The sequence below is a fragment of the Marinobacter sp. L-80 genome (assembly GCF_056859395.1).
The window spans coordinates 1-23,730 of record NZ_JBSXOI010000069.1 but is presented as its reverse complement, the minus strand read 5'-3'; the positions used below and the strand labels follow the sequence as shown (position 1 = coordinate 23,730).

The 23,730-nt window shown below is 50.5% G+C and carries 25 protein-coding genes; 11 read left to right on the top strand and 14 right to left on the bottom strand.

The genetic code is table 11. The annotated features are described in order from the left end of the window. Window positions 1-7: 7 nt before the first annotated feature. The 3 genes from AC13E3_RS12785 to AC13E3_RS12775 all read left to right on the top strand — a co-directional run bounded on the left by AC13E3_RS12785 (window position 8) and on the right by AC13E3_RS12775 (window position 3,898). A complete protein-coding gene (locus AC13E3_RS12785) occupies window positions 8-1,117 on the top strand; it encodes a hypothetical protein (protein WP_136630204.1) in 1,110 nt (369 codons plus the stop codon). Window positions 1,118-1,128: 11 nt separating this feature from the next. Further along, entirely contained in the window at window positions 1,129-2,175 is a 1,047-nt protein-coding gene (locus AC13E3_RS12780) for a hypothetical protein (RefSeq protein ID WP_136630203.1), read from the top strand. A gap of 64 nt (window positions 2,176-2,239) precedes the next feature. Further along, window positions 2,240-3,898: a hypothetical protein gene (locus tag AC13E3_RS12775; RefSeq protein ID WP_153637277.1), complete on the top strand. Its 1,659-nt coding sequence runs from the start codon at window positions 2,240-2,242 to the stop codon at window positions 3,896-3,898. 63 nt (window positions 3,899-3,961) lie between these two features. On the opposite strand, the gene AC13E3_RS12770 is transcribed toward AC13E3_RS12775, so the two are convergent. After that, the gene (locus AC13E3_RS12770) at window positions 3,962-4,312 is read right to left on the bottom strand and encodes a hypothetical protein (RefSeq protein WP_136631886.1); all 351 of its coding nucleotides are present in this window, start codon (window positions 4,310-4,312) and stop codon (window positions 3,962-3,964) included. Between the two features lie 282 nt (window positions 4,313-4,594). Between AC13E3_RS12770 and AC13E3_RS12765 the strand changes: the two genes are divergently transcribed. From AC13E3_RS12765 to AC13E3_RS12755, 3 genes are all read left to right on the top strand, one after another. After that, the gene (locus tag AC13E3_RS12765) at window positions 4,595-5,944 is read left to right on the top strand and encodes a helicase HerA-like domain-containing protein (protein WP_169054549.1); all 1,350 of its coding nucleotides are present in this window, start codon (window positions 4,595-4,597) and stop codon (window positions 5,942-5,944) included. Between the two features lie 78 nt (window positions 5,945-6,022). After that, entirely contained in the window at window positions 6,023-6,511 is a 489-nt protein-coding gene (locus tag AC13E3_RS12760) for a hypothetical protein (protein WP_136629903.1), read from the top strand. A 2-nt stretch (window positions 6,512-6,513) separates the two neighbouring features. Next, window positions 6,514-8,850, top strand: a complete 2,337-nt coding sequence (locus AC13E3_RS12755) for an AAA family ATPase (RefSeq protein WP_482902092.1) — start codon at window positions 6,514-6,516, stop codon at window positions 8,848-8,850. On the opposite strand, the gene AC13E3_RS12750 is transcribed toward AC13E3_RS12755, so the two are convergent. Next, a complete protein-coding gene (locus tag AC13E3_RS12750; RefSeq protein ID WP_136629479.1) occupies window positions 8,847-9,356 on the bottom strand; it encodes a hypothetical protein in 510 nt (169 codons plus the stop codon). The two genes, AC13E3_RS12755 and AC13E3_RS12750, sit on opposite strands and share 4 nt — an antisense overlap. A gap of 3 nt (window positions 9,357-9,359) precedes the next feature. Next, window positions 9,360-10,547: a coiled-coil domain-containing protein gene (locus AC13E3_RS12745; RefSeq protein ID WP_136629478.1), complete on the bottom strand. Its 1,188-nt coding sequence runs from the start codon at window positions 10,545-10,547 to the stop codon at window positions 9,360-9,362. Between the two features lie 180 nt (window positions 10,548-10,727). Between AC13E3_RS12745 and dnaG the strand changes: the two genes are divergently transcribed. From dnaG to AC13E3_RS12720, 5 genes are read left to right on the top strand one after another with little or no spacing between them, the layout of a single operon-like run. Beyond that, window positions 10,728-12,572, top strand: a complete 1,845-nt coding sequence (dnaG, locus tag AC13E3_RS12740; RefSeq protein WP_153637275.1) for a DNA primase — start codon at window positions 10,728-10,730, stop codon at window positions 12,570-12,572. Between the two features lie 15 nt (window positions 12,573-12,587). Then, on the top strand, window positions 12,588-15,086 hold the full coding sequence (locus AC13E3_RS12735; RefSeq protein WP_482902091.1) for a hypothetical protein: 2,499 nt from the start codon (window positions 12,588-12,590) through the stop codon (window positions 15,084-15,086). A gap of 15 nt (window positions 15,087-15,101) precedes the next feature. Beyond that, entirely contained in the window at window positions 15,102-17,147 is a 2,046-nt protein-coding gene (locus AC13E3_RS12730; RefSeq protein ID WP_482902090.1) for a RecQ family ATP-dependent DNA helicase, read from the top strand. 55 nt (window positions 17,148-17,202) lie between these two features. Further along, the gene (locus AC13E3_RS12725; RefSeq protein WP_482902089.1) at window positions 17,203-17,913 is read left to right on the top strand and encodes a hypothetical protein; all 711 of its coding nucleotides are present in this window, start codon (window positions 17,203-17,205) and stop codon (window positions 17,911-17,913) included. A gap of 3 nt (window positions 17,914-17,916) precedes the next feature. Continuing rightward, on the top strand, window positions 17,917-19,071 hold the full coding sequence (locus AC13E3_RS12720) for an ankyrin repeat domain-containing protein (RefSeq protein ID WP_482902088.1): 1,155 nt from the start codon (window positions 17,917-17,919) through the stop codon (window positions 19,069-19,071). Between the two features lie 274 nt (window positions 19,072-19,345). Here the strand turns inward: AC13E3_RS12720 and AC13E3_RS12715 are convergent, their stop codons facing one another. From AC13E3_RS12715 to AC13E3_RS12665, 11 genes are all read right to left on the bottom strand, one after another. Further along, complete coding sequence (locus tag AC13E3_RS12715) at window positions 19,346-19,888, bottom strand: hypothetical protein (protein WP_482902087.1); 543 nt, start codon at window positions 19,886-19,888, stop codon at window positions 19,346-19,348. A gap of 1 nt (window position 19,889) precedes the next feature. Beyond that, on the bottom strand, window positions 19,890-20,108 hold the full coding sequence (locus tag AC13E3_RS12710; RefSeq protein ID WP_136630273.1) for a hypothetical protein: 219 nt from the start codon (window positions 20,106-20,108) through the stop codon (window positions 19,890-19,892). A 13-nt stretch (window positions 20,109-20,121) separates the two neighbouring features. After that, window positions 20,122-20,427: a hypothetical protein gene (locus AC13E3_RS12705; RefSeq protein ID WP_227549471.1), complete on the bottom strand. Its 306-nt coding sequence runs from the start codon at window positions 20,425-20,427 to the stop codon at window positions 20,122-20,124. Between the two features lie 20 nt (window positions 20,428-20,447). Beyond that, complete coding sequence (locus tag AC13E3_RS12700; RefSeq protein ID WP_136630272.1) at window positions 20,448-20,807, bottom strand: hypothetical protein; 360 nt, start codon at window positions 20,805-20,807, stop codon at window positions 20,448-20,450. Window positions 20,808-20,837: 30 nt separating this feature from the next. Beyond that, window positions 20,838-21,230, bottom strand: coding sequence for a hypothetical protein (locus AC13E3_RS12695; RefSeq protein WP_482902086.1), 393 nt, complete (start codon window positions 21,228-21,230; stop codon window positions 20,838-20,840). Between the two features lie 20 nt (window positions 21,231-21,250). Next, window positions 21,251-21,688 (bottom strand): PIN domain-containing protein, encoded by a 438-nt coding sequence (locus AC13E3_RS12690; RefSeq protein WP_153637272.1) that lies wholly within the window; start codon window positions 21,686-21,688, stop codon window positions 21,251-21,253. Next, a complete protein-coding gene (locus tag AC13E3_RS12685) occupies window positions 21,688-21,906 on the bottom strand; it encodes an AbrB family transcriptional regulator (RefSeq protein ID WP_248185122.1) in 219 nt (72 codons plus the stop codon). The genes AC13E3_RS12690 and AC13E3_RS12685 overlap by 1 nt, the downstream gene beginning before the upstream one ends. Window positions 21,907-22,142: 236 nt before the next feature. Further along, a complete protein-coding gene (locus tag AC13E3_RS12680; protein ID WP_482902085.1) occupies window positions 22,143-22,379 on the bottom strand; it encodes a hypothetical protein in 237 nt (78 codons plus the stop codon). A gap of 15 nt (window positions 22,380-22,394) precedes the next feature. Further along, window positions 22,395-22,607 carry a hypothetical protein gene (locus tag AC13E3_RS12675; protein ID WP_482902084.1) on the bottom strand — a complete coding sequence of 71 codons (213 nt, stop codon included), beginning with the start codon at window positions 22,605-22,607 and terminating at the stop codon, window positions 22,395-22,397. A gap of 22 nt (window positions 22,608-22,629) precedes the next feature. Next, window positions 22,630-23,028 carry a hypothetical protein gene (locus AC13E3_RS12670; protein ID WP_482902083.1) on the bottom strand — a complete coding sequence of 133 codons (399 nt, stop codon included), beginning with the start codon at window positions 23,026-23,028 and terminating at the stop codon, window positions 22,630-22,632. A gap of 26 nt (window positions 23,029-23,054) precedes the next feature. Further along, window positions 23,055-23,387: a hypothetical protein gene (locus AC13E3_RS12665; protein WP_482902082.1), complete on the bottom strand. Its 333-nt coding sequence runs from the start codon at window positions 23,385-23,387 to the stop codon at window positions 23,055-23,057. Window positions 23,388-23,730: the final 343 nt, after the last annotated feature.

The following is a 23,730-nucleotide window of genomic DNA, read 5'->3' as shown; positions in this document are numbered from 1 at the left end:
TTAATCAATGAGTAAACGTCTCGATCTAACAACTGCTCTGGGGGTTTCGCGAAACCTGTTGCACGGCGTAGACCCCGAAAGTGACAGCATTGAAGCCCAGTTTGGAGAGGCCTATCAGGTTTACCATGATCTATGGTCAGTTATTGCAGAAAAAACTGCGGTACAAAACAGCCAAAGACATGACTTGGCGATTGTTCTTGCAGGCTACGCAAGTGACGTTGTTTGCGGCAGCATCTCCTTAGATCAAGCCAAGAACGTTCTTGCACGAACAGCTGAAGAAGCGGACAACACATTTGAAGATGTCCGCCCTGCTAATCAAGAAAAAAGTCTTGAACAGCTTATCCACTCAGCTGAGTCAGAAATTTTAAAAGCCGCTTTAAAAATCAGGAAAGCCGTTGATCAGATGCCACTCGGCCAGGACGCAGAAATCGCTGTCAGCTATGTCTTGACGCTGGTCTCTGACCGAGCCAAATCGTACTCCACCGAACGCTCACACAACCTGACGGTGGCAGACGGTTTTGAAATATTTGTAAGAACTATGCCGGTTGTTACAGATATTGCGCTCGATGCGTGGAGTAGATTGGGTAGCACATATTACAACCCAACCAATATAGTGTTTGATCGATCCTACGTGCGTGGAGCACTTTCAGAATTCAGGGCCTATGTTGAAGCCTACGATATGGGGCTTGGGTCAGCCGTTGCAGAATTAGTGAATCAAACTGCGGATTTTATTGCTGAAGTGGCTGAAAGTGAAGTGAGCCGGTTCGAGCACCTTTCAAAATCTGACATTAACGGAGTAAAGCTCGGAATAGCGGACCAACTCATTGGCATAGCGCAGAGAGCATGGCGTCTTTGCATAAACAACCTTATCTCTGATGTTGATGAGATGCTTGCGGAGCCTGAGAAAGCCAAGAAGTGGCTTTCTGAAATCGAAAAGCCAATAGATGTTGATGCCTTGTTAGCTGCCATAAGAAACCTTCATGCAGAATTGCCGGCGTTTACAAATGACGCAGACATTGATCTTGATTCTCTTGATGAGTTGGTAAGCCAGGAATTTGCACTTACCGCCCAGGCTGCGGATGCCATGATCTCTGAAGTGGTGCCCTGGTCCATGTAAGGACATTGAACATGAAGAGTTTCATTTTATTTTTCGCGATTGCTCTTGTCCTGCCATCGGTAGGCTTTGCCGCAGGCATACCCATTATTGACGCTGCGAAGGTGCAGCAGATGATTCAGAATGAGATCAAGACCCGGATCAACGATGCACGACAAGAGGTTTTAAGTCGACTCGAACAAAAAACAGGTATCGATCTCAGGGAAAATCAAGAGAACAGCGACAAAAATATTGCGGCGAACACTTCAGCCAGAATAACTGATGCTGTTAGCGCCATTCACAATAAGAAATCAGACGCGAAAGTCGCCCCATACTTGGATGCCTGCTCTAACGTTTCAATCGCCAGAACGGCATCTGCTACAACCAATAACAGCGATATTCAGCGTGAACTCCCAAATCGAGTGTCGGCCTTCACCAGGGCAGACCGCAACCCTCGATTTCTTGAGGAAATATTAAGCTTTGCAAATTACAGCGGTGCTGACTTCGGACTGGAAAGGCAGAGAATAGTTAATGATCTTCGTGCTTATGAACGCCAGCGTATGGCGGTCCTCGACGATGCAATCATTAATGTGTCCCAAAGCCAAGAAGGGCTAACCGCAGTCTACGAGCCGGCAGTGCAAGACATGGCGAAAAAAGAGCGCGTAGATTTCCTTAGGATGATGCTCATCGGTAACGGTGTTAGCCGATCGTATTTGCATGGCGCAATCAGCCCTAGAAATACTAATGTCAGGCAAGAGCAGATGGTAGAAGAGGGTATCTACCAAACGAAACGCAGCGCCAACCTGGCAGGCTCTATGTTTAATAACGATCAAACGGCGGTTATTGGCGATGGAGTGTTGCCTATCGAGGCTGCTCTTGATGCAGCTGCATCTCCTGAAAACGAAGAACGTTTCGGTGTGGAGATGACTAATAACCCAAAAATGATGGTTGATAGGGTCATGCTCCAGCGCTGGGCTTTAAACAAAGCTGCCAGGCTAGCTGCCTTGCTCCAAGAATACCGGCGGGGACAAGTCGAGTTACTGCAACTTGCAGCCTTGGCCAGGGATAAAGCGCTTGAATGATCTTTGACCATCACAAGAATTACCTTTAAACTGTAAAACAAGTTTTATAAAGGTTGTGGAAGCTATGGCCGTTACTCTGTCTGACATCAATTTTATTAACCAGAATTTCCCGGGAGCTCAATCGATTCCGGTTAATCAGATAAAGGATCTGGCCTCACAACTGTCGGTCACTTTGAGTGATGATCTTAACCGGATGCTTGCAGAGCAGCGAGAGCTTGATGTTGCTCGGGTTCAGCAGATTGCGGACATGCCGGACATCGATGTTGATATAAGTGACATCCCTCTTGAGCTAAATGCGAACGTCAAACAGGCTTTTGAAGCTCCAAATGCTCCTCCAGTCGATCCGGAGCTTGCTCAATATGACGATTTGATGCAGCAGGCAGCACCTGATGACGGGATAGATCCCGCCATGTTTGGGTTTGAGCCACCTGTCAATGATGCGCCCCCTCCAATCGAAGGGCCACCTCCAGAAATGTATGAGGAGGGCCCCATTCCGGAACCTTCGAACGATCGTAAAGCTGCTTTTGAGGACGATTTCGAAGGTAGTGATCTATCGTATCTCACTGATAAACCTGAATATGGTGAGTCGGTGGACATCCAAAAAAAGTACAAAGAAGTGGCACGCAAAGGGCCTGATTTGGAGGAATCTCCAGAACCGCTAGCAGGAAGTCAGGAGGCTCCTATGGCTGAACAAGATGCAGAGTCGACAAACAAGGCGCCTGGGGAGCCAAGCGATCTCGGTGGAACCAAAACGGAAGAGCAGTTGATAGTTGATGAAATTGCCGGTGACCGCCCAGTATTCAAGATGCTCAAAGACTTGGACGAATTAGCCCAAGTATCCGGGGTTAGCGAGCTTGATTACGAAGTTATCAAGAATTACTTAAAAAATGAGGTAGCAGACGACGAGCCTCTTCTCAAAAAACTGGAGGAGGAGCACGCTAAGGGTTACTCGAAATTTAGCCCTTCGGTCATGCTTAAATTTGCCAAGGAAAATCCGCCGGTAAATGAGCCTACTTCACAGCCTCAGGATACTCAGGATCCGACCAAGGAAGCAGAAAAGAAAAGAGAAAACGAAAAGGATGGCCCTGGAAATAAAGGTAAAGAGCAACCCCAGCAAGCGCCCGTTGAATCAAATGTAGGGGCGGCCATGGTCGGTGGTGCAGTGAATGCATTTAAAGCTGGATCAGGGTTGGGGTACGGCGTATCAAAAGCTCTTGGCCAGGGGCTTGTAGGCGGGGTTAAGAATCTGAAAGGCTTCTATGACACACACAAGCAAAATCAGATGAAAATGACCTCCGACCTAAAGAGCAATGTTAGCGGGCTAAGTTCTCAACTAGACGCAATTCAGGCCGATCGATCAGCTATGAAGTCTGCTAAAGGCGCCTTTGAGAAGAAGCAGTACGCTGACAGAATGCAGAAGAAACTTCAGGTTTTTGAAAAGACCGCAGCAGGTTTTGCGGACACACTCAGCTCAAAGCAAGGCCAAAAATTGGCAAAAAAGGCGGATATGTCTAAGAGCCTTGAGTCACTATCAAACAAGATGGAAAGTGTTTTTAAAGGCATGGAGCCAGGAAAAGGCGAGAAAAAGGTGATGGAGAACATTGCTGCTTCTATCGAATCGGCAATGCAGGCCGTTAAAGCTGTTGTGGAAGCTATTAAAAAGGTCTTCTCTGCTCCGACTGCCGATGGACCCTCGAACACAATGCACGCTGGCCCGCGCTAAATAAAGGGACAATAAAAGAAGGGGCGCCTCGAGGCGCCCCTTCTTTTGTTCTGTTGGCAAGTCTCACTCAATATTCTCAATAGCGTCGGCCGAGCGAACATAGATGCTTTCAATCGTGCGAAGCAGGCGCTTTTGTTTTTGAGCCATTTCTCTATTAGCTTCGTCACTGGCTTTGGCTTGCTCTTTAGCCAGAGATAACTGCTGCTCGAGATCGTCAATGTACGCAAGAGCACTATCAAGATCATTAATGTCTTTTCGTTTCTTGAAAGTTTTTCTGGCTTTAGTGGTTACTCGGGCCGCACCCAATTCGCTTCTCTGATTAAAATGAAGCTCAGAAAGGGCGGTAGGGCCTCTCTTTTCACGCTTTTCACCGAGCACTGGCTCCGCGATTTCAAGTTTTCTTGCAGTCTTCATATCGTGCCCTCCGGGACAGAACCTTAACCCTGAGTGGTGACTGGTCAAAAAAACATTTCACTTCAGACTCCTACAGAAACTGAAATCACGCTGTGTCAGATTCCAAAATTTCCTAGTCTCACCACGCTTTTTAATATAGCAAATTGGTACGACAACGACATCAAATTTTGCAAAAAGTGAAGCGGAATTCACGTCTGAGAAAGGGCGCGGTCATCAATCCTGTTGCTAAAGGCAAATTCGCAAGGTACTATATGTAAAACTTGTTTTATAATGTGGTTAACGATGACAACACCTAACGCTTCAACAGTAACGCCACTGCGCCCGGAAGATCCCAGTGATATTGCCTTTCAAATCGGCCGGCGGCTTGACGGTGCACAAGCTCCACTGACGCACTCGATGATGAAAGCGTCGAATTTCCATCACGCGCTGATAGGAACCTCTGGTGTTGGCAAGACTTTCACAATTCGAAAAATGGCAATTGAGTTCGCCTCACAGGGTGTAACCCAGTTTATTCTTGACACTCAGGGTGACTACAGTTTCGCGGAGTTCTCCTCTAACCACGACATGAAAGGCGTGAGGGTCAACGAAATAAAGTTTGGCTATGGCCCTGGCACAGCAGGCATTAACCCTTTTGCGATTCACTCAGACGACCAGTACGGCGGATTTCACCATGCCGTGATAGGTGTTCTCGAGACGCTGAGGCTATTCAATCCTTCGATCGGTTCGCGGCAGAAAACCCAGCTGCGCCGCTTAATCACTAGAACCTACGAACGAAAGGGCATTGTCATGGAGGATCCTCGCTCCTGGAGACTTGAGCCTCCGAGCATGAGGGATCTTCTCATTACGATTGATGACGAGATCAAAGCCGTAAAATCCAGGTCCGGAACAGACATCTTTGACGAAATTGAAGAGGCACGAAAAAAAGCTCAAAGGGCCGCGTTCCGTATCAAGAATGAGGCTGGCAGTACTGAGGATCAACAAGCGCTTGAGAAGGAAATTGAAGGCCACAAGGCCTCAGTTATGGAAGCCTTTGAAAAAATGTTGGATGCAGAGCTGCAAACAGGGGAGAAGCTACCATCGCTCAGCGGCAGTCTGAATAGACTAGAGGCAATTCACGATATGATCGAGGGGGCGATTATCTCCGGGCTTTTTGATGGCGAAAATATTTCAGCAAAACGAGGAGCGATCAACGTTCTTGATCTGACTTCATTGAACCAGGCTGATCAGCAGCCGATTTTCTATTTGCTTCTGGAGAAAACCTTTCACAGTGCAGTTAGAACCTGCAAAAACCTAAATCCCAAAATCCCCGACATGATGTTTGGGTTCGACGAAGTGAAGCTCTTTACCGCTCTAGCAGATTCGCCGCTCGATCCTATTAACCGTTTCTTTACTGAAGGGAGAAAGTACGGACTGGGAAGCCTGTGCGGCCTGCAGCACCCCAAACAACTTACAAACGAAATGCGATCCAGTATCGGGACAATTATGCTTTTGCCAGTTGCTAAAGAAAAAATTGCGGACGTGAAGCGCCTCTGGAATATCCCAGAGGAACAGATGTCCCGACTGAGAGCCAAGTCCGATGCATTCTATGGGTTCGGCAATGACTCGTTTGTACCAATCAAGCTATTCGGATAACTGCTTTTCAATGGTTGATATTTATTTTATCATTTGGCTTGACGAGTTACTTTTTCCACGTTGTCTTGGTGCCAGATCATGCCGCATAAATTTTTGTTTATTCCATTTATCGCAACCCTTCTTTTTTTTTCGGGTTGCGCCTCGAAAGACTATAGCGTGGAGACCTTGGGGCAACCCGTGGTATTCCTTGAGAGCTTGGATTCTAAAGTAAAAGAGCTTTTCCCACTCTCTGATTGGCAGCAAACCAAAACAACTTTGTATGACCCGGAAGTAGAGTTCTCTGAGGAGACAGGTGGCATTTGGGTAAGGGTGAAAGGGCAAACTTGGAACTGGGATGAGCGCCGCTATCGTTACTCGGTTGCGATGCTTACTATCCCAGAGATTGACACCGATACCAAGACTGTAAGGCTACCTCCGTCTCGAGAAATCATCTGGCATCTGGAAGATGTGCCTCGCCTCTACAAGCAACAAGTTATGGACATGACCTACCCAATCATTATTGATACCTTTCATGATCGCGGGTTCGATGATGTCCGGTTTGAGCGTCGCCCTGTATACCACGAGTAATTATGGCCAAGAACGAGACTGCTTTTACGGGTGTTATCGAGTCTTTCCTATGGAAGGACAACAAGAGCAATCATGCTCTTATTAAACTCAAGAATGTCAGCACAATCGATAGCAGTCTCCCGGAGTCACTCGTTTGCTCTGGCACCTTCGGCGATTTGAAACCAGGGATGAAAATTCTTGGTAAAGGAAGCGCACGCGAAAACCGCCAAAACCAACTGGAGTTGAGGGTGAGGGCCTTTGAGGCCATATTCCCGAACACAGCTTACGACACCCTTCAGTTTCTTTTAGACGGTGGCATTCCTTATCTGTCGAGCGTAAGAACGGCCATGGCCTTCATTAAGGCTGGGAACGGTGGGAAGATGCCATCAGGGCGTTGCTCGGCTATCCGACTGCTCGCTAGTAACCCTGAGGCGATTTCGATCTCGGGATTTCCGCAAGCAATCATCAAACAGATGAGTGATGCCATTAACACTGAAGGGCAGAGGATAACGACCATTAATTGGCTTGTCCGCAATATGGGCATCAAGCGTGAAGAGGCGATTTCTCTTGAGAGAAAAATCCCCTGTGACCCCGAGGAATACATTCGCAGATACCCATATAAGGCTGGCAAGTTATTCAACCTTGAGTTCAGTATTTGCGATCAAGTCGCAAGGGATTTTGGAGTTCTCGAATCTCAGAAAGGAGATCGCATTGACGCCGCTCTCTACTCCGCATTTAGAGAAAAAATTGATCGTGGCTCTACTGCCATCCCGTTCAAGGAACTAAAGGACACTCTTACCAACAAGATTGGTGCTTTTCAGGACGCGAACAGCATTCTCGAAGCGCTTAAGGTGTCGGACAACTACACGCATATTCAGATTGGCGACCATCACGTAGTCCAGCAGAAAAAGTGGTCGCTGGTTGAAGAACAAATCGCCAAAGAGCTTCACCGCATCGCAACGGCCGAATCTGTGCTCCCGCAAAAAGATTGGAAACTACCGCCCCCTAAGCCTGGCCAAGAAAAGGCCGTAGATCAGGAGAAGGGGATACTTATGGCGGTTAAATCCAACGTCAGCATACTTACTGGCGGCCCTGGCACCGGTAAAACCACTACAGTCGATAAAATACTTACCATGGTAAAAGAAGCCGGAAAGAGTGACGGCTCACCAGTCCGCTTTTCATTGTCTGCACCTTCAGGTCTTGCAGCACTTCGGATGACGCAACAGACAAAGCTCCCTGCAAAAACGCTTCATAAAACACTTCAGATGACCCACACGGGGGAGCCTAAAAGAGGGAGAGAAAACCCTGTAAATGCTGATATGTTCGTCATTGACGAAGGTTCTATGCTGGAGGCCGAGATATTCCTCAAGGCATTGCAAGCTGTTCCATCGGGCTCAAAACTGCTTTTGGTAGGTGACCCTGATCAGCTACCTGCAGTTGGAGCCGGCAACGTTCTCGAAGATTTAATCAACTCTGAAAACCGATTAATTCCCAGCACCAGACTTAGGCAAGTTTTCCGTAACGCAGGTGACATAGCTACAAATGCTCACAAGATAAACGACGGTGATATGCCTGCTATTTCACAACGACATGTCGTTGATGAAAAGGAACAGTGGAATGTCTGGCAAATGAAGAGTGATGCTGAAAAGAAGACAGCCCTGAGGCAGCTGATCCGCAATGACCTTATTCAGAATTGCGGTTACAAACACAGCGACATACAGGTCTTGGCCCCACAGCACAAAGGCGAGCTTGGAACCGAATCGTTAAACGTCATGCTCCAGGAAGTCATTAATCCCATGGGACCAGGTAAAGTCTCGATGAAGATTGGCTCGAGCGGTGAGTATCGCACGGGAGATAAGATTATTTATCTGACCAACTCCCCTGAGAAGAACTTAGTCAATGGGGACACGGGTTACATCCAGATGATTGATGTGCGAAAGAAAGAGGCAACGGTTAGATTTAACGGCGTGGATGTGAAGCTCGATCGCCGCACGTTAAGCCAGAGGACCAAGCTGGCCTACTGCCTGACTGTCCATAAATCACAGGGTTCTGAGTACCCCTGCGTGATTCTGCCCATGTCTGAGAAACACAAGTGGACCCGCCAGCTTTACTACACAGGTGTTACCCGGGGAAAGGGGCATGTTTTCACGCTCACCGACGAGAACACGCTTGAGGCGGCCGTTAACGATTCCCACAGGGAGCACAGGATCACTGGCTTGCAAGCTGCGGTACATAAGTATTGCCCAGAAGGCTCTGATTTTGAGCTCAAGATAGATAATGGATTCGAGAAGCTTGTTCCGAAAGAAAAAGCGAAAACCCAAGAATATTCGACGTTGAAGGCGGAGCCACTTACATTCTAAGCGTTTTCCGAACTAATTCTTCGAAATCCCCAGACAAATGCTTTTCCGAGCGCCTTGAAAGCCACGACCAGTGGGTAAGTTATGAGCAGGCACAGCAGAAATATCCCGGCACCTGAGGCAATGGGACTTTCCACATAAGAGAGTTGGTTTGCGTTATATGCAAACATGGTTTGGACTTCTGGATTGTCAAACGTAGAGTTACCCGGGAATCGGACAGTTTGACTACCCGATTCAGCCTCAGCTCGGATTAATCTATGAAGCCTTTCGAAGCTTTCTGCTGTTGGCGCCTCAATGGCCGCGTTATATGCCACGATTATTTCTTGGCCTGCTGGTGTTGCCCCCTGGACTTCCATGTCCGCCAAAACTTCTTGCAGTGACTGAGCAGCCACACTCTTAACCTTGCTCTCACCTTTGTATGCCGTATAGGTGGCAATCACACCTAAAACAAGTGCAGTAGCAAATAGCCGTTTCGCGCCTTTAAGGCTGAGCTTGAAGATATCTAGCACTGTTTATTGCCACGCTAAGAAGAAAGCAATCATTGAGGCGGTGAAAGAGCCAACCAAGGCCAAGCCGATTAAAGCGAACATTTTGCCACGACGGGCCTGCTGCAACTGGGTCATCAGACGGATCCTCGCTGCGCGTTCTTCAGCAGCAGTTCCCGTTGCAGTTACTAGCTCTGCCTTATTTTGACGAATCTTACCGGTAAGTTTCCGGTTCAGTTTTTTGCCAGACTCAACCGATTGATTCAGGTTGTCGATCTCAGCGCTTTTTTCACGGATAACAACTGTGAGCTTCCTGTTAAGCTCACGAAGGAACGTTATCGTCCTTTCTTTCTGCTCGATTGTTACCCGGGAATCGTTCTTGCGATCTTGTATTTTCTTCAGGAATTTTCGGGCCTGCTCAGCTTCTTCCAAAGCGGCGTTAAGCTCAGCGCGATAATCGTGACTTACGTCCGATGGCTCGATTGAAGCGATTTCCCGCCTTAGATCCTTGATGAGGTCAGCGTTAGCCTTCAGCTCCAGAAAGGTCTGCTTAAGCTCTGTCTGGAGCGATTCAGCCTTGGCCCTTTCTTCTTCATAAAGGGATACAAGGTTGGCTGCATTGCCAAACCGCTCACTAAAGTCGTCAGGGATGCTACCCAGAAGACAAGTAAGATGATCAAGTTCCAGGCCTAGATCATACGCCTTGGCTTCTTTCTCGCTCTTTTCTACAGAAAGTGCGTCCAGTTGTTTTTTGAGATCAGCAAGGCGAGCGTCGCTGCGATTTTTGTTGGTAGCGGTGAGGACATGCCAAAGCTCTTGGGCGTCGGCTGGGTCGCGATCGAGCTGCTTCTTAACATCATCGTAGAACTCGATAACTTCTTGCGGGTGAAACTCTGACGAAATATTGTACTGCTTCGCGATTGCCGCGGCCCGGGCCTTGAATTCCCACTCAGTCCACTCAAAGCCTTGCCGCCCCGGCAGAGAGATGCTTGCTACAAATTCTTTCAGGGTGGTGTAGGTGCTGTCAGAACCGACAACCTTGATGCTGCCGTTTTTGTCACGGCTCCTGACGGTTGTGGTTGGCCTGCAGATGACGTGCTCAAAAAGAGGGACACCTGCCTGCTTTGCCGTTTGCTCGACCTCGCTATACCAGTCGAGTTGAACCGCCTTATTTGGCTCCTCAGTTACGCCAAATTTTAACACCTCAGCACTCATGAATTTACCCTCTAGCCAAAAGCCTTCTAAAAAGATATTTCAATATGATACATCAATCAAGTTGTTGATACGAGACATCTCCGATCATTTTTTACTCACATTTTGGAGTTGGCAGTTGCCACCCGACCGGCAACACTATAAAATAAGTTTTATAAAATATCGAAATGCTTTGAGGCGGACATGGCGAAAAAAGGAAAGCTTGTTTCTGACGCATTCATCTCTGAATTGCTTGACCGCGTTGACATTGTGAAAGTCATCGATTCGCGGCTCGGCGGAAAGCTCAAGAAAGATGGCGCCAACTACAAATGTCAGTGTCCTTTTCATGATGAAGATACGCCATCCTTTGTGGTGTCAGACAAGAAGCAAATATTTACCTGCTTTGGCGGCTGCTTCGGAGGCAAAGGTTCTAATGCAATTAACTTTGTTAAAGCCTTTGATCAAGTAAGCTTTCCTGAAGCCATCAAAAGATTGTGCGAAGAAGTTGGCATGGAGCCGCCCTTTGACAATGAGGAAAATCTCGATCCGAAGGCGGAGCGCAAGCAAAAGATTTTCGCTGCGCTATCTGACGCAAAAGATCTTTACCAGGGATTTCTCCGAGACCCGAAGTATCGGGACCGGGCAGTGGAATACTTGAAGACACGAGGTTTTACTGGCGAGGTAGCCAAAGAGTTCGGTATTGGGGTGGCTCCTAATGAGTGGGCTATAACCATGAAGCGCCTTAGCCAGAAGCATGGTACGGATGTCCTGAAGGATGCCGGGCTGGTTAGCGAGAAGAACGGGCGCAAGCATGACATGTTCCATGATCGGATCATATTTCCGATTAATGATCAGAGAGGACGAGTAATAGGCTTTGGCGGTCGGCGCCTTAATGATGAAAGCTCAGCACCGAAATACATCAACTCCCCGGAGACATTGGTCTTCCGAAAGTCCAATGAGCTCTATAACTTCGATAAGGCTCAAAATGCTGCTCGTAGAGCAGGGAAGCTTTACATCGTCGAGGGCTATACAGACGTAATTGCTCACGCTCAATTTGGAATTCACAACACAGTGGCACCTCTTGGCACGGCCTTCACTGATGGCCAGCTTTCGAAGGTGCTGACAGTAACAAGCGATCCGGTAATGTGTTTTGACGGTGACAGGGCCGGCAGACAGGCGGCATGGAAAGCAATGATGATGTCCCTGCCGCATTTGAACGATGGCATCCGCATGCAATTCCTCTTTTTCCCCGAGGGACAGGATCCTGACACATTGCTCAGGGCTGAAGGGGTGGATGCATACCAGGCTCGACTTGAGGACGCCATGCCTCTGTCGAGATTTGTCATTACTGAGCTGACGAACCGGTACGGAAACGATACTCCTGAGGCCAAAGCCTCAATTGCTTCCGAGGCGGCAAACGTCATCTCGAAAATGCCTCACGGGATCTATCGGGAGGTTATGCTCAAAGCAACGGCTCAGGCGATCGACCTGCCTGAGCAACGGCTTGTTGATGCAATGCTTAAACAGCACCCCCAGGCCACGGTTACACCAAGTCATCCGACAAAAGGGCGCCCTAATCCGGAGCCTGTTCAGCAAAACGCTTCGAAGACTCCGGCCCCAACTGCCAGCGCGAACCCTGCCAGCAAGCCGGGTAGTCACTTTACTGGTGGTGGCTTAATTCCAGGCATGCTCACCCCAAAAGTTGGGTCGGCGCCACGCTTTCAGCAATTCCAGGCCAGACACGAAAAAGAGATCAACACTCTCCGCTCAACCGGAGATGTGGAAGGCTTTACCCGAAAGGCTGTGAAAGCAGAACTGACCGCCAGCCGGGGCGCGGTAAACGCACGCTACCTGGCAGACAATCTGACCAAGACCATTGAGTCTTTCGTTGGGCAGGATTCCGCAAAGGACATGGCACCGAAGATCCGGAATTACACGCTTGCTGCTACACAGGAGTTCAACAAGCGTCTGGCAGAACAGGAAAACGGTGTAAAGCAGACAATGAAGCCGGGAAATGGTCCATCCCAAGGCATGGGCATGAGCCGATAGGCAAAGGAGCAGGTTATGAACGAGAGTTTGCGCAAATTACTCGACGAGCTGATGGACAACCCCGCATTGTCTTTGCAGGACTTTGCCCGGGAGTTGCAGTTGGCCATCACCTCAGGCGCTCGCATTGATATGCCTTCCCCTGATTCGAGGGAGAATCTTGCGTTTCTGCATGAGCTTGCCCGGGTCGCCCCGGATCGTGCTGACTTGATTTTGCATGCATGCACGGCCGACCCCGAAGCAAACATCAATGTTACAGACGTATATGGTCAGACGTTCGGCGAGCAGCTCGCCAGCAAAGGGAAGTGGGAGACTATTCGGGAGCTGGTTGATTCAGACACCCCGATATTTATTGATTCCCCGGTTTCACGAATGACAGGTGCAGAGTCTATTTATCGTCAGGCGATTAAGACTGCTCCAATGTCGATGGTGAGGGCGCTTGAGAGCTTTGCGGATAGGATGGAGGACCGTGGTGTCACCGCCAGCAAGCTTTATCGAGACAGGGCAGATCGTTTTGGGGAAACAGTTCTGCATGGAATTGCCTCCCGGAATGACCTCAATGCCCGGGACTTCAAGCAGTATCTTGATATGACCGCCAGCGACATGCAGGGCGAGGAACTGAAGTCGCTGCTCGAGGCACGCGGCCGCAATGGCGAGACCTTCTTCAATCGCATCGTATCGAGAGACCCACAAGTAGCGTTAGAAGTTCATCGGATGCTAAAGGCAGAGCTGGCGCCGGCTGAGTACGATGTTGCCGCAATTCTTGGTGGTGATGCGGAGCGGCCACTGAGCGACCGCCATTTCTCGTTACCCGAGAATACCGTTCCGGCTTTACAGCTAGCCGACAACAGTTCTCCTGAAGCAGAGCAGCTAATGATGGAGATCATCAACGAGGTTGGAGGTTCTAAGCTCCATTGCCAGGCGTCTAACGGGCAAACCCCGTTGAGCATCATGGCCAAGCACGGCTGGATCGATGGCATTGTTCGATCGATAGAGCAAGGCCTTGATATCAACTATGGCGTAGATGGTTATGCCAAGAACCCTCTGAATGAGGCAATGAACAATACGGCCCGCCCGGATGTTTCGTACATAACTGTGAAGCGTCTGGTCGGCTTTGGGATTGATAAGCGTTGGCTGGCGCCTGCCACGTTCAGTGATGCGTCCGTTGTCGGGTTTGCGGTCGACCATGGGGATCCGGAACTTCTGTGGGACGCCATCATGAAAGGTGCCGATCCCAATGGCCACCCGGCGGCTGATCGCTCACCCATCCGCTCAGCAATTGAAAACTACAGCCGGGACGCCGAAGCATACGAGGTCATTATGCGGCGCCTGATTATGAGCGGTGCATCGCTGAAGAAACTGGATTCTGACATGCTCAGTCCAAGTGACCGGTTGGAGCAACCGGAAATGGCTGCAGCCCGTGACTATGTTCACCGCCTGGCAACCATCAATGGCCTGAAGGACCGTTACGGGTATCAGTTCGCGGAGCTTGCTGTAGATGGTTTGAGTCAGCCCCATGGGCAATTGGCAAAGCCAGAAGTCTCTATTGGCACGCTCCAGATGATCCCGGGCGTCACCAGAGCGCTGTCAGATGCGGTGGCCCTTGAGGCATCCGGGCATGAGCGAGTAGCAGCGATGCTTAAGGTTAACCCGCAGCATGACCCTGAAGTGAATGTTCAGGACATGGTGAATATGTCGCGGACATTGCTGAAGGTGCCTGAAAGTAACCGGCAGAACATGCTTGTTGAGCTGGATAAGCTGCGCTCTGCACTGACCAATCTCAGCCCGGAACAAGTGTCGCCTGAGGCGCTGACGAAGTACCAGAATCAGGTGATGTCGGTTAACCGTATCCACAACTGGGTTCGAGATAGCTTGACGCATTCAGACAACTTGATGGATGCCGGAATTCTGATGGGGGAGCATGGTCGTTACCTGGAACGAAGCCTCAGGGATCTGGCAGATGTGGCTGCTGCTTCTCCGCTGATGTTGAACCCGGCCGTCAGTGAGTTCCCGCTTACCATGAGCATTGATGGCAAGTGGCAGGCAGAGGTATCCATTGCCGGGGACACCAATCAGGCGCCGAGGCCGAACCAACCTGCCAGCTTCCTGTTTGCCCAGCGGAACGAGGGGAATGCTTTCTCTAGCGCCCGGCTTCATAACGCGCAGCCAACAGATAAGCCCATTGCGTATCTCTCGGATATCACCATGGGCAGTGACATCCCGAAAGATCTTACCGCAGGCTATATCAAGTTCGACAACCCGGCAGTTGTCCATGTCGAAAACAGCTTCATGAACGAATTTGATGTTGATGTGGGTATGATGCGCGAGATGGGTCATGACGGGGTGGTGGTCTACGACAGCCAGAAAAACTCAGTGGTCGGTGCGATCGATCTTGGTGGCCAGCGCATGGAGTTCCCGAAAGGCGTTACCGTCGAGAGTACCCAGGCACCGGAGGTTGAAGAGCCGGAAATGGACCTGAAGGTAAGCGAACCACAACGCAGGAGCCCGGGGTTTTAATCCCGGGAACCCTGAATGACTCCCCGGGATGCGTTACAGCATTACTTTGGGTACCCCGACTTTCGGGACGGCCAGGGCGAAATCGTCGAGGCCGCGCTAGAAGGTCGGGATATCCTTGCTATCCGGCCTACCGGGTCGGGTAAAACCGTTTGCTTCCAGCTCCCGGCCATGCTCAAAAAGGGCGTTACGTTTGTCGTCAGCCCGCTTATCTCTCTGATGCAGGATCAGGTGGATGAGCTTGAGGGTACCGCGGTCTCTGCAACCTTCCTGAATTCGCAGCTATCTGGGGGTGAGTACAGCCAGCGTCTGAAGGAAATTGAGGCTGGCCAGTACAAACTGGTGTACCTGGCCCCTGAGCGACTGACGCAGGAGAAGTTCCTGTTCTGGATGCGCAAGATCGAGATTGCCATGGTGGTTGTCGATGAGGCGCACTGTATCAGCCAATGGGGGTCTGATTTTCGATTCTCCTACGCTCAGATAGGCCACTCCCTCGACCGCTTGGCCAGCATCAAGAAGCGCAAGATTCAGCGGATGGCATTGTCTGCCTCGGTTACGGAGGAGATCCAGGCCGATATCCGCAATCGGCTGAACCTCTTTCACCCCCAGGTATTCCTTGGAGGATTTCATCGCTCAAACCTACGGTACCGCGCCATCTACTGCGCATCACCTGCAGGCCGGTGGCATCATCTCACGCGATTCCTCAAACGCCTGGAGGAAGGGGCCGGCATCGTCTACTGCATCAGCGTGAAAGACGTAGACCGTATCTGGGGCAAGCTTGTCGACGAAGGATACTCTGTCACCAAATACCATGGGCGCCTGAAAGCCAGTGAGCGGGAGGCCAATCAGGAAAGCTGGATGAACGGCGAGTCCCGGATCATTGTCGCTACCAACGCCTTTGGGATGGGGATCAACAAGCGCGATGTCCGGATGGTGCTTCACTATGGTTACCCGTCATCCCCCGAAGACTACATGCAGGAAGCGGGCAGGGCGGGGCGTGACGGTAAGGACTCCGACTGCGTTGTGCTATGGTCCAAGCAAGACGCCATGGTTCAGAGCATCTTGCTTGAGAGCCGTTTCCCCTCCCAAGAGCTGATGTCATGGGTACTGGCACGACTGCATAACCGGCCAGACGACAAGAAGACCATGCCTATCAATCCTGCCGATTACTCTCAGAAGGCACCGTACCGGTCATCTGCAGCGCTGATAGAACAATCCCTGCGTTTCCTCGAGCAGCAGAACATCCTGAGCCTGAAGCGGGGACCTCGACCGGGCCTGATCGGCATTGCGAACTACAACCCACAGGCCCAGTTTGATTACGGGATGGTCTCGGCCCGGCATTCCAAGGCCGACATGCGCCTTCGCAAGATGAAGGACTATCTGGAAGCAGTTGAGTGTCGGGCTGTGAACCTGGTGCGGTATTTCGACGAAGACACCGATGTTTCCGCATGCGGGGTTTGCGATAACTGCCTGACAGCTCAAAAACCGGTCGATGGCATTTCCTCTCTTGAACTGGCAGCCCTGCATTTGGTCCATGCCACGAAACAACGCTTTGGTCGATCAAAGATAACCCTCACCCTTGATGGGGTCAGGGATCCGAAAGTACTTGCCTCCAAGCTGCACCTGTATCCCGGGTTTGGGGTGTGTAAAGGCAGTGCCACGAAAGCCAGTTCGCTGATTCAGGATCTGCTGACCAAGAAACTTCTGCGGATGACCGTGGAACCTCAGTACAAAGTGCTGGCCTTGTCCGATCTCGGGTACCGGATGCTCCGGGAAAATTATCAATCCCTCCACGATTCCAATCAGGCAAAAGAAACGCCGGCCGAGCCGGAGCCCGATCTGGTTCAGGCACTGCTTAATCTTCGCGCTGAGTTGGCTGACCGGTATGGCGTATCGGTTGATAGCATCTACTCGCGCAAAGAGGCGGACACCATCGCCAGCGCCTTTGATTGCGATGATCCCGACGACATGATCAACGGCATTATTGGTCCGGAGCGGGGCCTTCAGTTCGGTTTCAGGATCATCGAAACACTGGAGAATTTAACCGCTCAGAAGCCTTCCTGATCTTGATTATTTGTAAAATAAGTTTTATCGTAATGGGAGGCTATAGGAGGCACTTGTGAAGTATTCCCGATCCCTGATTATTGTTACCGGACACTCCGGCGCCCCGGTTCAGCCGATGGTCGATCATATCCAGTCAAAGTCTGACTATCAGGCTATTCGCCCTGTTGGTAGTGAGAAAGCAATTGGGTACTCGGGATTCGATATCGAGAATGCGATGTCCCGTGGCCAGGCTGCGGTTCTGGCCACTTATGACCCGTCTTCTACAGCAAACCTTCAGGACTGGGCTGAGCGCGAAGGCATCAATACCTTTACCGTCTTTGTCAGTGCGCCCCAGGAGCTTTCATTCTCCCGGGCCATGGGTAATGCACAGCAGATGAAGCAGGGGAAGCCGATTCAAACCCTACTTCCTGACATTGAGCCCATGAATGAGCGTGCACTTCTGGAAGCTTACGAATCTGGCGAACTGGCATGTATTGATAAGCCGCACTACCAGTCATCCATGACGCCGGATGACTTTCTGGCCAAGTTCAGCTCCATTATTCACAGCGAGCCACTGTGGCGCGACTCGATCGAGCACGATACCACAGTGGATTTTGAGCCGGCGTTCGGGCCAAGTCTGGAAGATCTGGCCGGGCAAGCATTGAGCCGCCATCAGAGCGTTGCCCTTAATGCTGGCTATGCCAAAGGCGACCCGGCCATGGAACAGGCGCCGGCCGTACGCCAAAGCACCCCTGATTTGTCGAGCAGTCCGAAACCCAGGATGTAATCCATGAATAAAGCCTTTTCTTCCACGGCGGCCTTTTTGGTCGCCTTTTTAATGTCTGGCTGCGCCACTCAGCAGAGTCTCACGGATGCTGCCAGCAGGAACGATATCGATGCGGTCGTCAAAATGGTTGAGGCCGGCATGGATCCGCTTGAGCCCAACGAGAATGGGCAGACCGCGTTTTCGATTGTCTATGACCATGCCTTTGAGAGTACCAGGACCGACCGGGCTGCCGAGGCCAGCCTTCCGGCATTTGCTCGGGAAATCGTGCGCAAGAGTGAACGCTGGGCCAGTGACTTGTGTGGCAAGGTACGAAATCGATCAATCACCGTTGAAGAGTTTGAAGACAAGCTGAACAACCCATGGGAAGGCGTGGTTCTCGACGTCCGTGGCAGCTACATGACGATGGACAACTACGTACCGTTAGCCCACTGCCTTGTGGTCGGCAACCGCACCGAATACCTCGATGTGCTGCTTGAGAATGGGGGTGACCCGAATGCAATTGGCAAGGACGATAGAAGAGCGTTGGACGTTGCGGTTTTCTATGGCCTGGTCAACGTCACGGAAATGCTATTGGACCGCGGTGCGGATCCGAAACTGACCATTGATGAAGAATCCAACGTTCTTGAGTACCTGGTCGGCAATTCCCAATTTGGCAACCGCGTCAATGACAAAGCGTTGCTACAGATGATCATTGCTGCAGGCATGGATGTGGATGCCCGAATCAAGGATTTGACGCCCATTGAGCATGCAATCCTCAATAACAATCTTGTTGCCGCTCAGATGTTGATCGACGCTGGCGCGGACCTAAGTCGGGCCCTCCATGTGGCCGGCTACTATGGAAAGGAGTACGCCACTGAGCTGCTCCTCCAGGCCAACGCGCCAACGGGCTCGCATCCGGAGTTCAGTGACGGCACAGCCTTACACACAGCCATCAGCGGCCTTGTTGACGGTCAGCACAGCAATGTAGATCTTGTCTTGACCATAGCTTCAGCCAGCACCCACTCTGAGCTAAATAAGCCAGACGATGGAGGGTACACGGTTCTCTCCATGGCGAATCGCCTTGGTGACCAGAGACTGGTGAGCGGCCTCAAGGCTGCCGGCGCGTCTCTCGAAGAGCAGGTGGTTTCAGCAGATGATTCAGCATCTGAAGGGAGCTGAGGAAATGGGGATTGAAGCGCTTGTTGGTAAGAGCCCTGCCCGAAGAGGGTTTAATAAGATGACAACAGCTGATCACCTGAAACTTGCCGTCAAAACAGCTCAGAGCCCTTTGGATTTTGTCTTCCACTTGGATACCAGCAGTTCGTACTCCCACGCTGGTTTCGTCGCTTATTCGCCCGTCAGAGTGTCCACAAAGCATGGCTCAACGGTTACCACGGATGGTGGATAGGAAAAGTGGGGGAGCGTAGCTTTTGATCGGCTTTCCTTGCCTTCGTTACTTCACCAATGATAGATGACTGACGGTCTTGCCTTCGCACACCTTGATCGTTGGACTCATTCTCATGATCGTGAAGCCCATGTTTTTGAACCACGAACAGTCAAATCTTGGAAGATCGATAAAACCATTGTCCTCCGACCAGAAACGGCGACTAACTGAGTGAACCATGTCGACGTCACACATGCCGTCAGGATAAGCGCAGACGATCCACTGCCAGGAGCTATCAGGGCGTATTGGCCACGAGAAATCTTCAGGAACCAGCCGTCCGCGTTGCCCGCGATCGTCTCTGCCGCTGAGGCCATACACGAAAGCTCGGATGTGCCACATCGCTACAATTTTGTTTCGCCGTTCCCATTCCTTGGCGAGATGGCGAAAGGCTTGAAGTACCAATTCTCGCGGTAACCTTACCCGGAAACATGCCATGCCTTTTCGATACCACTCTTCGAAGTCCATGTTTGGGTAACCCGCCTCATCCACCGCTTTTAGATGAAAACTGGAAGCCGATAAGTCAGTCGTCATTGCAGAAAATCGAATTCCCATGTTATGTGTCATCGCGACTTTTGACGGTCATGCGTTTCTTGTGCAGAGCAGATCCGCCGATAATTGCCAAAATACCGGTTAACGCAAATGCGCCAATTAATATTTGTAGCCATGCATTCAATTCAGGATTGATACCTTGCACGAGGCCGATTATGCCTCCAACAATCAGGCCGACTGACGACATGCTGCCAATAACAAAAACCTTAGTCAGTGTGCTCATGCCGATTTCCCATCTACTGAACGGTCACATGAACGCGATTGTTGGCGCTCTTCAGAATTTCATCGGCTTGAGACTTGCTCGTTGCTCGGGCCAGTGCATCCGGATCTGCCTCATTTTTTACTTGGACGGCAACGCCATGCTTTCGGCCATACATTCGAAAGAAATCGAGCACATGAGCTTCGCGTTCGGTGAGCATTGCGAATATCTTGCCGTCCAATGCCTTCACTTCATCTGTCGTAGGCAGGTTGTGTTTCTGGAACGCAGGGTTCAGTTTCTGGCCTTGGTTTTCGTCATCCATCACTTTCTTTTCACCTGTCATGCTCAGCTCCCGGATTCCCATCACGTAAATTCAATGTAGCACTGGCCTTTGGCCATATTGTTCGCGACATTTACCAAACTGATATGCACGCCTTCGATTGATTCAGGCGGCACCAGCCATTGAGCTTGCGAGTCTTCGGAAACCAACTCCCAGAGATCCCGACCAACGTTTGCGTCAGCCTCGTAACCAAGAATGCGAACTGCTTCAGCTACGAGCTGGCCAACTTTGGCTTCCTCCGGATGGACAGGCCGTGCATCTCGGTTTTCGAACGCATAATCAATCAGCCTTGCCATCTCTACGGAGAGGATGTCACTGTCTGCGTATGCTGGTTCGCGCCCAGCAATGACGCCGGACACCACTTCCTGCAATTTTGAACTCATGGACCGGTTTGGTTTCCCATCACTTGAAGTTCACAATCTCAATCCATTGGATTCAATCAGACCGATTGCCCAATCTGGACAGCCGTCTTGACTACTCTCATCCGAGAATCCGCCTGTTATTCTCATCGCCGCTCTTGACGCTTTCGCTATCCAGTGAATGCCACCGGCATAAGGCGTATACACTTCGACTGACTCTTCATCAGAGTACGTAGCCTCGTTGAGTCTTCGATAGAATTCGTCCAGACTTTCTTTTGGCTCTGGTTTGGATTCCCATGCATCCCATTCCGGATCGGGAAAGGGATCGTCAATTACTTCTTTTTCTGAAGAGACTAGGACGTAGTTGATGGCGCTGCTTGTGCCATGGTAGGCGGTATAGAAAACATCACCATTATCGAAGCGAACAACCGCAACTTCGTTACTCATATCGAATTCCTATATAGCTACTATTTAGGCTCTTTAGTCCCATCAATCTTCAGTGCCGCTTTATCAAAGGTATACAGTGGGTACACTGACAGCGTTTTATTGATCCCGTATCTCTGGGATTTGTTCAGAATCAGTGCATCGGAAAAATCGGCTCGTTTGGTTTTCCCATTCACCTTTATGGGCTTGGCATTAACAAAATCATCTAGGGCGCACCAGACTGCATGGCCATCTTCCCACACGACATTCGGCTCTTCGGTTAGGCTGTGCACCACTTCCGCCAGCGCCTCTCTGGAGAGCGCATACCGCTTGCCTCGAAGCGTCCAGATAGTCTCAACTAAGACCACATCGGTGATTAGGATTTTCTCTGACCCCAGGAACAGGCTGCTTGCCTGTGCCGACTGCTTCGCCTCATCTTGCAGCAGATAGCGGAGTACCACATTTGTATCAACGGCAATCATCAGCTAACAGCACTCTCAAGAGATTCTTCATCGCTTACCTGGTCATTGACTGGAATCCCTTTAAGCAGACCACTGGCAGCTCCTTTGTGCTTAATAACTATGGAAATAACACCCTTTCGACTGACAAAGCTCTCATACTCATCGCCAGGCTGAATGCCTGCAATGGAGCACTGTTCAGCAGGAAGAGTCACCTGTCTTTTTTGGCTGACAACTGGCATACGAGACCTCTTTACTATGGAGTACAAGTAAAGCTTATCACCGATTTACAAAGGACGCAAAGTAAAGAGTGTGGGGCTAGCGGCCCGGCAAACTGCAAGCAGGGCGGTTTCCAATGTTCGTTTAGACGGCTCGCGCCGGGAATGTGTGGCCACAGGAGCTGCATTCCGCCGTGAACGAGGCACCCGATTTACATTCATCCTCTTCGGCGGTTAACTCATCACCACACTTGGGACATTCAATCTTCCAGACGGTTACCGGGTAGGCTGCAACCTCTGGAGGTGGCAGTCACGCCGTACTTGCGCCCACTTCGCACCAGGTCGTTGAGATCTTCATCTTTCATGGTGTCCGACTCCGATTGTTGGCCGCCTCGGGCCATATTCAGAACTCTGGTTAACCCAGGGGAGCCCTCGGTCATCAACTCATCCGAAAAATGCGGAACCTTCTTGTCGTCACTCATAGGTCGTTTTGCCATCTAAGCATTGGGCCCTCAAGAGCGCTGCTGACTTCTCTGAACCGCATCAATCGTTGAGGCACAAAGCAATGTCATCGCCAGAAAAAAGCCGAGCGCCCCATGGAACATTTCTGGTTGTGCGTGATTTCCTTGCAGCTCCCCATAGCCAATGAACCCTACAACAGTAAAGAGCATGGCGAATAGGTTAAATCTTAACGCCAGTAACCATAAATTACGTTGCTTGCGCATAGAAACTCCGAATTCCCATAAATTAATTGGTGGCCCTGGTGCGCAATGCTTGCCATGCATGTCGTACCGACACCTTGATCACAGCAAAGGCGACGATCCCCAAGGGAAGCAGGAAATACTCAAATGTTCCGGTTATCGATATGATGTATGATCCACCTATCACACTGCCTAGTAGCGCAGGTGCAGCATCCATCAGCCTGTTTGCGATCACCTGAGACTTTGGGCCAGATGAAAAGAACATCCCCCACATCATTGCTAGTTGCCCAACCATAAACAGCGAAAAAAGCACGAATTCAATAATGGTGAGCTGAGCAATGGGTACAGCCCGTGTGTCTATCGTTTCCAGTGCGTAGATGCTGATCGCCGCGCCCACGCATACAGCTCCCATGCGCCATAGCGTCATTTGTGAGGTCGTTGTCATGATGTTCACCCGTTTTCCCATACGTTTCAGGTTTTCGTTCGCTTTTCTTTTAGGGCCAGCAGGGCATCACTCCAGACCACATCGAAGGAAACGCTGGGGTCGTAACCAGCGTCCAACTTGGCCGATCTGAGCCAGTCCGCCCTTGCCCTCGAACTTTTCCGTTCTGACTCAAGTAGCCGTTCGGCTCTTCCAGCTCTAGCGTCTGCCAACTCAAGGTCTTCCTTGATCTGAGCCAAAACATCTTCACCCATGGCTCTGAGAATCCATTGTTGTTGAATATCGTCAAACATCTTCCCATCTATAATCGCAGCACCATCCTCTCGGATAACTCTTCTCAACTCACTAATCACGTTGCTCATGCGAATTCCAATCAGTTTGAATGGTTGCCTGGCTCACGTTTCGTAAGCAAGCCCACTGAAGCGCCAAAGGCTGCCAGGGTGACCATAGATATACATGCCCACCATGGGATCGAGTGGTTTGAGACGAACTGGACCCATAGGACTACGAGCAGCCCTGGAATCATCAAACCCCAACCAAGTCTCTTAGCCATAATCGTTGCCTCGAATTCCTATCACGTTTTGTCCGAGCCGGTATCTTGCATAACCGGCTTGGAAACCCAAACGCCGATACCGATTGAAATGAGACACCCCGCAACAAACATCAGTCGCACCCAGACGCTGAAATCTGTTTGTAGACCCAGAA

Excerpts from the sequence above, each read along its gene's own strand:
- AC13E3_RS12785 (WP_136630204.1), top strand. The coding sequence starts at position 8 with ATGAGTAAACGTCTCGATCTAACAACTGCTCTGGGGGTTTCGCGAAAC.
- AC13E3_RS12780 (WP_136630203.1), top strand. The coding sequence starts at position 1,129 with ATGAAGAGTTTCATTTTATTTTTCGCGATTGCTCTTGTCCTGCCATCG.
- AC13E3_RS12775 (WP_153637277.1), top strand. The coding sequence starts at position 2,240 with ATGGCCGTTACTCTGTCTGACATCAATTTTATTAACCAGAATTTCCCG.
- AC13E3_RS12770 (WP_136631886.1), bottom strand. The coding sequence starts at position 4,312 with ATGAAGACTGCAAGAAAACTTGAAATCGCGGAGCCAGTGCTCGGTGAA.
- AC13E3_RS12765 (WP_169054549.1), top strand. The coding sequence starts at position 4,595 with ATGACAACACCTAACGCTTCAACAGTAACGCCACTGCGCCCGGAAGAT.
- AC13E3_RS12760 (WP_136629903.1), top strand. The coding sequence starts at position 6,023 with ATGCCGCATAAATTTTTGTTTATTCCATTTATCGCAACCCTTCTTTTT.
- AC13E3_RS12755 (WP_482902092.1), top strand. The coding sequence starts at position 6,514 with ATGGCCAAGAACGAGACTGCTTTTACGGGTGTTATCGAGTCTTTCCTA.
- AC13E3_RS12745 (WP_136629478.1), bottom strand. The coding sequence starts at position 10,547 with ATGAGTGCTGAGGTGTTAAAATTTGGCGTAACTGAGGAGCCAAATAAG.
- dnaG (WP_153637275.1), top strand. The coding sequence starts at position 10,728 with ATGGCGAAAAAAGGAAAGCTTGTTTCTGACGCATTCATCTCTGAATTG.
- AC13E3_RS12735 (WP_482902091.1), top strand. The coding sequence starts at position 12,588 with ATGAACGAGAGTTTGCGCAAATTACTCGACGAGCTGATGGACAACCCC.
- AC13E3_RS12730 (WP_482902090.1), top strand. The coding sequence starts at position 15,102 with ATGACTCCCCGGGATGCGTTACAGCATTACTTTGGGTACCCCGACTTT.
- AC13E3_RS12720 (WP_482902088.1), top strand. The coding sequence starts at position 17,917 with ATGAATAAAGCCTTTTCTTCCACGGCGGCCTTTTTGGTCGCCTTTTTA.
- AC13E3_RS12715 (WP_482902087.1), bottom strand. The coding sequence starts at position 19,888 with ATGGGAATTCGATTTTCTGCAATGACGACTGACTTATCGGCTTCCAGT.
- AC13E3_RS12710 (WP_136630273.1), bottom strand. The coding sequence starts at position 20,108 with ATGAGCACACTGACTAAGGTTTTTGTTATTGGCAGCATGTCGTCAGTC.
- AC13E3_RS12705 (WP_227549471.1), bottom strand. The coding sequence starts at position 20,427 with ATGACAGGTGAAAAGAAAGTGATGGATGACGAAAACCAAGGCCAGAAA.
- AC13E3_RS12700 (WP_136630272.1), bottom strand. The coding sequence starts at position 20,807 with ATGAGTTCAAAATTGCAGGAAGTGGTGTCCGGCGTCATTGCTGGGCGC.
- AC13E3_RS12695 (WP_482902086.1), bottom strand. The coding sequence starts at position 21,230 with ATGAGTAACGAAGTTGCGGTTGTTCGCTTCGATAATGGTGATGTTTTC.
- AC13E3_RS12690 (WP_153637272.1), bottom strand. The coding sequence starts at position 21,688 with ATGATTGCCGTTGATACAAATGTGGTACTCCGCTATCTGCTGCAAGAT.
- AC13E3_RS12685 (WP_248185122.1), bottom strand. The coding sequence starts at position 21,906 with ATGCCAGTTGTCAGCCAAAAAAGACAGGTGACTCTTCCTGCTGAACAG.
- AC13E3_RS12680 (WP_482902085.1), bottom strand. The coding sequence starts at position 22,379 with ATGGCAAAACGACCTATGAGTGACGACAAGAAGGTTCCGCATTTTTCG.
- AC13E3_RS12675 (WP_482902084.1), bottom strand. The coding sequence starts at position 22,607 with ATGCGCAAGCAACGTAATTTATGGTTACTGGCGTTAAGATTTAACCTA.
- AC13E3_RS12670 (WP_482902083.1), bottom strand. The coding sequence starts at position 23,028 with ATGACAACGACCTCACAAATGACGCTATGGCGCATGGGAGCTGTATGC.
- AC13E3_RS12665 (WP_482902082.1), bottom strand. The coding sequence starts at position 23,387 with ATGAGCAACGTGATTAGTGAGTTGAGAAGAGTTATCCGAGAGGATGGT.